The following is a 7081-nucleotide window of genomic DNA, read 5'->3' as shown; positions in this document are numbered from 1 at the left end:
GAGTTAAAGTCGGAAGTGGTGTACGGCAGGGAACTGAGGCGGGAGTAAGGCGGTAGAGGTTTTTGTTGGACAATTTGATTGTCGAAGTCAAAACCAACCAACAAAGGAAACCTCCACCATGCGTAAGTATGAGCAAGAACCGGCAAATGGTCTACCGGAAATCGGTGTCGGCCTGGACGAATTGGTGCGCCGCGGGGCTCGGCAAGTCATTCAGCAAGCCATCGAAGCCGAGCTGGCCCAGTTACTGGAGCAGTATGCCAACGTAAAGACGCTCTCAGGACGACAGGCGGTGGTCCGTAACGGCTATCTACCAGAACGCGACGTGCTCACCGGTGTCGGGCCAGTGGCAGTCAAAGTGCCGAAGGTACGCGACCGCAGCAGCATGGGAGTCAAGTTCAACTCATCGATCGTGCCGCCTTACGTACGTAAGTCACCGCGGGTCTCGGCGGCCTTGCCGTGGCTGTACCTCAAAGGCATCTCCACGGGCGACATGGGCGATGCCTTGTCGGTACTGCTGGGCGATGAGGCCAAGGGCTTATCGGCCAATGTGGTCAGCCGCCTGAAGGCACAATGGTCGGATGAATGGCGGCAATGGGACCGGCGTGATCTGAGTACGGCACGCTATGTGTACTGGTGGGCCGATGGCATCCACACCGGCGTCAAGAGCGAAGGCGCCGACGGTCAATGCCTGCTGGTGATCATCGGTGTCACGCCAGAAGGCAGGAAGGAGCGTGTTGCCATTGCCGACGGCTTCCGTGAATCAAAGGCGTCATGGCAGGAGGTGCTGCTGGACTTGAAGGCACGTGGTTTGCAGGCTGGCCCCTTGTTAGCCACCGGCGATGGCGCCATGGGCTTCTGGGCGGCACTGGAGGAGGTGTTTCCGGCAACCAGAGCACAGCGCTGCTGGTTCCACAAAATGGGCAATGTGTTGAATGCCTTGCCGGCATCACAGCAGGCCAAAGCGAAGGCGGCCATGCAAGACATCTTTATGGCCGCCACCAGAGATGATGCCATGGCGGCGTTCAACCGCTTCATCGCCACTTACGGAGCGAAGTATCCAAAAGCGACCGACAAGCTCGTTCAGGACAAAGTCAGTCTGCTGGCGTTCTATGACTTCCCGGCCGAGCACTGGCAACATGTACGCACCACCAATCCGATCGAGTCGACGTTTGCGACGGTGCGGCATCGAACCACGCGCTCGCGCAATTGCCTGTCGCGGGCGACATTCCTGGGACTGGCGTTCAAGCTGATGGAGGAGGCCGAGAAATCATGGCGCAGGATTCGTGGCGCTGACAAGATCGGACCACTGCTTGACGGTGTGCCGTTCAGAGACGGAATACCGGTGCAAGACGATCCACCGGAACAACAGAAACTCGCCGCCTGAACAACCTATGCTTCAGATGCCGCATCCACCAGATTTGACATTAGCTCGAAGTCACTTTTACCCTTCCCGATGGGCTACGCGACAAAACAGTCCATATGTTTGTCCTGAACGACGAAGGGCCCAATGATTTCAGCATTGTCGTATCCCGTTCAGCTGCATCTGCCACAGAGACACTGGAAGAGCATGTACAGCGTCTGAAACAGGAGTTGACTACGACGCTGCCGAAGTGCGAGCTTATGGATGTGTCTGATCGTCAGTATGACGGCTACCCTGCTGCGGAACTGCGGTATCGATGGTCAAACAATGGCGTGATACTGTATCAGCGCCAAGCCGTCGCATTGATCAAGTCGAGCAATACGGATCACCATGCTGCGCTGATGATCACCGCGACGTGTCCGCAACCTTTCAGCGAGCAGTGGGACAAGGCATTCGCTGATCTTCTGGATAGCGTGCGCATACGGGACGCGCATAGGATTTCAACATTTGACACTGGTAATGAGACATCTGCGGAATTGAATGAAGACGAAGTGCCGGAAGAGAGCCACGCAGCTAGCGAGCTACAACATATCTTTGCACTTTCCATTCGCGACCGTGTGCTGCACGTATTCGATGACGAAGAGCAGGCGTGCCGGCGCGTCAATGCGCTGGAAGTGGAAGACGGCATGTGGGCCTTCTTCAACACCGAGGGAAAGCCCTTGCAGGCGGAGTTCACTACGCCTAATACCGGAAAGATCTGGCGCAGCGAAGGCAAGTATCATCTGCGTAGGCCGACTTTGCCGACCATGCTTTCACTCGAGTCCCATGTTGACAGGATTGTCAGGGTAGTCGGAGCCTCTCCCCTTGACAGTATTGCCGCGATCCGACTCCATCTCGAACGGCAGGCGGGGGCAATGGGCGCTGGCGTCGATGCCAGGCTGTAAACGATGCGGAAAGCAGCAAGATTAGGCGACCCGATCGGTCACAGTCCCAGCATGAGCTGGCTTCTTCGCGGCCTGTTGATCGGGGCCGCAATTGCGGTTGCCGGTGTGGCTATCGCGGGCACTGGAGGCCTGGCTGCCGCGGCGATAGTCGGCGCCTCCGCCGCCGCAGGCGCAGGGCTCGGCGAACTGTTCAGCACCATGAGCTGGGCTCCGAAGGAGCAATGCGGCTTTATTGTTGGCGCATGCTCTTCGAATGTCTTTACCAACGGCATCAGGGCGGCACGTGCGCATGTGGATGTTGCGCAGTGCTCGAAACATTCCATGCCGCACCCGCCAATTGCTACAGGCAGTGCGACTGTTTTCATCAATGGCCTTCCGGCAGCGCGCATCGAGGATTCAATTGCCTGCGGTGCTGTGATCACAGGCGGATCCAATAATGTCTTCATTGGCGGCGGAGTTGCGCAGACTGACCCAATCCAGCCGGAGAACCCGGTGCCAGGATGGGTGCATACCGCTTTGTTTGCTGTCGGACTGGGAGCGGCAATCGTACTCGGCGGGCCGATCCTAGCGGCTGCGGGAACATTTGGCGGTCTGGTTGGCGGCGACATTGGGGGCCGGGTTGGAGAACGGTTTTTCGGTGTAGGAAGCGATGGGCAGAAGTGGTCGATGCTTGCGGGATCGTTGGCCGGAGGGCTTCTAGGGGTGAAGGGGGTGCCTAAGCAGTTCAATTTTCATGTAGATCCTGCTGCTCTCGGTATGAGCGGCGGAAACATAAAATTTTCTCCAAAATATAAAACCAAACCGATGGATTCAGGCTATGCGACCGAAGAAATACCCGGAAATAGTGCGCCGAACTGGCGTGACTTGCCTGGCGGGGCTTTAGTAAAGTATCTGTCTCCAATGCAAAGAGAAAAGGCAAAGCTTCATTTCAAAGATGGAAAAATTTATACGGACAAAGGTAGGCTATTTGACACATCGAATGCCAATGGCGGCAAAGCTATTTTTGTTATGGACGAATCTGGAAAGTTTTATGCTTCCAATCATCATGATGTTGGTGAATTTCATCATTCAAGTTTGCTGGCTGGCAAGCCAGTTGCAGCAGCAGGGGAGATTGATGTTACAGAGGGAGTAATAACTGCAATATCAAATCGAAGCGGACACTACAAGCCATCTCATGACCATCTTATGCAAGCAATAAAAGAGCTGCGAGAAAATGAAATTGACATGCGCTTTGTTTTGATTGATGTTTATTAGTGCGAGACGTTTTTTTAAATACGCCGAGGTGAATTGGTGAGCATTAACAATGAAGTTGCTGGCGCATTAAAGGCAATGTTGATGCCGGCGCGCTGGCATGGATTACGAAGAAACGAGATAGATCGGGTCATGGGTGGGCTAATTTATCCCAAGATATTCAGATATCCGCCTAAATGGTATCTAGTTAAAATTGTGGAGCTTTTGAGTTTGAAGGTGGATTTGACTTCGTTTCTATCAGATAAGCATCCCAGCGAAACTGATCAGGAGGTTAGAAATTTTTTGTCAGACTTGGCAGCGGAGATTGAGAAAACTTTTCCGAATATCGCCCGGTCTGGTCAGCGTGTGAGAATCTCTGGGTATTGGTTTGGAGATGGAACTGGTGCATTTGCATCTCATTTCAATGAAGGTGACATACTGCCTTATCTTGAAAGCGAAACTATAGTATGGGAAAGGAAAGATGACATTGCAGTCTCACCGGAACAAGTGTTGTTACAGGAGTTCTCGGTGTACTACACTCGCCGAACAATAGGGGATAGGGTGCTGTATTTGCATCCTATGGAATTCGCTAAATTATCTGTTCGTCGGATATTTAATGAAGAGGTCAGTCATTTCAAGCCGGACGTTGAAAAGTTATTGTTTGAGATGAGTGAAGATCGATCACATCCACTTACAAAGAAAATTGAAGGTATAACTAAGCAAGATTGGACAGAGGATGATGAAAATTGGGAGTGGTACAGGGGTCTGTTGAGCGCTATGCGTATTGAAGTTGTCAATTCATAGGCCTAGTGTGATCGAGATATCAGTTTTCGCACCTGCTATCGGGGCGTTTTAGTTTGCTCCGCATGAAGCAGTCCCAAAATTTCACCGCATGCGGTCCCCCTTTCAGAGAGAAAGTTCGATTTTCTTGTGAAGTTTCCACTCCTGCCGTTTGTCCTTCAGTCCGCGGTTTTCGATACTCATGCACAGTACGCAGTGACCGAAGGTACATTCATTGCAGGCGCAAGTTCCCTTCATGTCCTGCACCTTGTCCAGGGCGCAGTGTCGCAGTCGTCAGTGCCAAGATCGTTTCAGGCGCATGCGCCGGAAGGGTAGAGGGAGAGGCCTGCAACGCTTACCGTGGAGCGGCATGCGTATGAGAGGGGCAAGCCATTGTCAGGCCAAAGGCAGGTTAAATAAGGTCTTGACGATGCTTCCTGCCGCAGCCTTCATTCCCTCAAACCCCCATCCGCCCCTCAACCCTCCGCTTCGCCCCCTCCGCCAACCGCGCCAGCGGTGAGCATTTCCACTCCGGCGCTTCCAGCACCTTCGATGCCTTCAGCAGATAAGCGCCGTCATCGCTGTCGTCAAGCACGAAGCCCATGTTCACCATCAGCCTCACCATGCCTTCGTTATCCGCCAGAACATCGCCTTGCAGGATTGCGATGCCGGCGGCGCGGGCGATGCAGATCAGGGTCTGGATGAGTTGAGTTGCGAGTCCTCCGCGCTGCCATGCGTCGGCAACGACGACGGCGAATTCGCCGCGTACCGGGTAGGGGTCGGATACATACTGTGCCATCGCGATCGCCACTTCCTTGCCGCCCTGCTGCACAACGGCGAGCAGCGTGATCGCGCCGGTCGGGTCGTTCTGCAGGAAGCGCGCGAGCATGTCCGGCGACAGTTCATGCAGCGGATGAAAGAAGCGGTGGTAACGGCTTTCCACCGACAGTCCGCGTACCAGGTCCTGCATCAAGTCGCCGTCGTCGGGGCGTACCGCGCGCAGGGTGACCGCGGTGCCGTCACGCAGGCGGATGATGTCGCGCACATCCGTATTGCGGACATGATCGCCGACGCCGACGCCGGACGGAAGATAGTCTTTCCAGCTCAGCGAAAAGGGGAAGAGATTGCCCATGACGCTCTCCTATCATTCAGAGCGTCTATCAACATGCCGCTTGCCGCGTTGCACCCGCTTACCGTACGGTTGTACAGTCTTCGTCGGTGCGCCTCGCCATCGGCATCCTGATAGACGCTCTTCGGGTTCAGGCTGCCAGAATCAGGCAAGCGACCATTCAGGTGCGGCATGCTGCGACCGACGGCAGCGCGCTTGCGGCAACGACTGCGGACGAGCAGTCTCCAGCCGCAGGCTGACGCGTGCGTTTCCGAAGGCCGAGAGCAGGGCGGGTACATTGCGGTCCAGCACGAAAGTCTGGCCGGCGCCGATCACCACGTCTCGGATATCGCCGTCCTGGGTGATCCAGACGCTGCCTTCGAGGGCGCGTACGGTCCAGCCGGCGGCGTTGTTCACATGGGCGGCATGCGCGGTGTTGAGAGCGATGATCTGGCCTGCGGGATCGAGTCTGCGCGGGGCCGGTGCGGCTTCCCGGGCTGGTGTCTTGTGGACAGTGGCGTTCATGGTGATCTCCCTTGGTGCGGGTGGGGAAGGTCCGCGGATGGAACCTTCATGAGCACATTATGATTTGTTCCTTTGTATTTACAATCCATCAGAATGGAATAACATTGTTCTCTATTGAGGACAATTAGAGTGGCAACGGGACAGGAGGCGAGCATGGAGCGGCTGGTGGAAATGATGGCGTTTGCCAAGGTGGTGGAAACCCGCAGTTTTTCCGCGGCGGCGGTGGCGATGAAGACCTCGAAGTCGCTGGTGAGCAAGCAGGTCAGCAACCTGGAAGCGGCGCTCGGGGTTCGACTGCTGAACCGTACGACCCGGCGCATGAGCCTGACCGAGATCGGCGCCGCCTACTATGAACACTGCGCCCGCATCGCGCAGGAGATCGACGCGGCCGCCGAAACCGTCACGCAACTGCAGGTGGAACCGCGCGGCGTGCTGCGCATCACCTCGCCGGTGATCTTCGCATCGCTGCACCTGGCGCCGGCGCTGCAGTCGTTCATGCGCCGCTATGACGAAGTCGAGGTCGAGCTGAATGCGACCGACCGTCCGGTCGATATCGTGGAAGAGGGCTATGACCTGGCGATCCGCATCACCGATCATCCCGCGCCGACCATGGTGGCGCGCAAGATCGCGCCGGTGCGGTGGGTGACCTGCGCATCGCCGGCATACCTGGAAAAGCATGGCACGCCGGGAACGCCGCAGGACCTGCTGCAGCACCACTGCCTGCTCTACCAGGGCATACCGGCGCTGCGCAGCGGCTGGCGGTATCACATCGGCGGCAAGGAAGTGTCGCCGCCGATCAACGGCAGATGCCGCGTCAACAATTCCGAAGTGCTGCTCCAGCTCGCGCTCGGCGGCATGGGCATCATCCTGTTTCCGACCTATATTCTCGGCCGCCATCTCAAGGAAGGACGGCTGCGGCAGATCCTGCCCGACTGCGAAGCCAACCCCGGCATGTCAATGCATGTCATCTATCTGCCCAACCGCTACATGCAGCCGAAGGTGAGGGCCTTCATCGATCACTTGATGGAACACTTCGGCCCGGAGCCGCACTGGGACCAGTTCTGAGGCTCGTCCTGCGGATGGGAGTCCATCGGGCGCGGCTACCGGCGAGGCAATATTTCATTGAGGAAGCGA

At 56.4% G+C, this 7081-nt stretch carries 6 protein-coding genes and 1 pseudogene; 5 read left to right on the top strand and 2 right to left on the bottom strand.

Annotated features, from left to right (window positions below; translation table 11 throughout):
- Positions 1 to 118: 118 nt before the first annotated feature.
- From FH061_RS22325 to FH061_RS22310, 4 genes and pseudogenes are all read left to right on the top strand, one after another.
- Positions 119 to 1384, top strand: coding sequence for an IS256 family transposase (locus tag FH061_RS22325; RefSeq protein ID WP_151638042.1), 1266 nt, complete (start codon positions 119 to 121; stop codon positions 1382 to 1384).
- Positions 1385 to 1443: 59 nt separating this feature from the next.
- Positions 1444 to 2304: pseudogene (locus FH061_RS22320) on the top strand (DcrB-related protein); the annotation flags it as partial.
- 51 nt (positions 2305 to 2355) lie between these two features.
- Positions 2356 to 3558: a PAAR domain-containing protein gene (locus tag FH061_RS22315; protein ID WP_192805202.1), complete on the top strand. Its 1203-nt coding sequence runs from the start codon at positions 2356 to 2358 to the stop codon at positions 3556 to 3558.
- A gap of 36 nt (positions 3559 to 3594) precedes the next feature.
- Positions 3595 to 4338: a hypothetical protein gene (locus FH061_RS22310; protein WP_151638039.1), complete on the top strand. Its 744-nt coding sequence runs from the start codon at positions 3595 to 3597 to the stop codon at positions 4336 to 4338.
- A gap of 433 nt (positions 4339 to 4771) precedes the next feature.
- On the opposite strand, the gene FH061_RS22305 is transcribed toward FH061_RS22310, so the two are convergent.
- Positions 4772 to 5446, bottom strand: a complete 675-nt coding sequence (locus FH061_RS22305; RefSeq protein WP_151638038.1) for a GNAT family N-acetyltransferase — start codon at positions 5444 to 5446, stop codon at positions 4772 to 4774.
- Between the two features lie 141 nt (positions 5447 to 5587).
- Entirely contained in the window at positions 5588 to 5947 is a 360-nt protein-coding gene (locus FH061_RS22300; RefSeq protein WP_151638037.1) for a DUF2917 domain-containing protein, read from the bottom strand.
- 129 nt (positions 5948 to 6076) lie between these two features.
- On the opposite strand from FH061_RS22300, the gene FH061_RS22295 reads away from it, so the two are divergent.
- Positions 6077 to 7012, top strand: coding sequence for a LysR family transcriptional regulator (locus FH061_RS22295; RefSeq protein WP_225984810.1), 936 nt, complete (start codon positions 6077 to 6079; stop codon positions 7010 to 7012).
- Positions 7013 to 7081: the final 69 nt, after the last annotated feature.

Origin of the sequence: Noviherbaspirillum aerium (genome assembly GCF_008929045.1) — a bacterium.
GTDB lineage: Bacteria > Pseudomonadota > Gammaproteobacteria > Burkholderiales > Burkholderiaceae_D > Noviherbaspirillum > Noviherbaspirillum aerium.
The sequence above is the reverse complement of the archived record's forward strand: the minus strand, read 5'-3'. Positions and strand labels throughout refer to the sequence as shown.

Coding starts and splice junctions, on each gene's coding strand:
- FH061_RS22325 (WP_151638042.1), top strand. CDS start 119: ATGCGTAAGTATGAGCAAGAACCGGCAAATGGTCTACCGGAAATCGGT.
- FH061_RS22315 (WP_192805202.1), top strand. CDS start 2,356: ATGAGCTGGCTTCTTCGCGGCCTGTTGATCGGGGCCGCAATTGCGGTT.
- FH061_RS22305 (WP_151638038.1), bottom strand. CDS start 5,446: ATGGGCAATCTCTTCCCCTTTTCGCTGAGCTGGAAAGACTATCTTCCG.
- FH061_RS22300 (WP_151638037.1), bottom strand. CDS start 5,947: ATGAACGCCACTGTCCACAAGACACCAGCCCGGGAAGCCGCACCGGCC.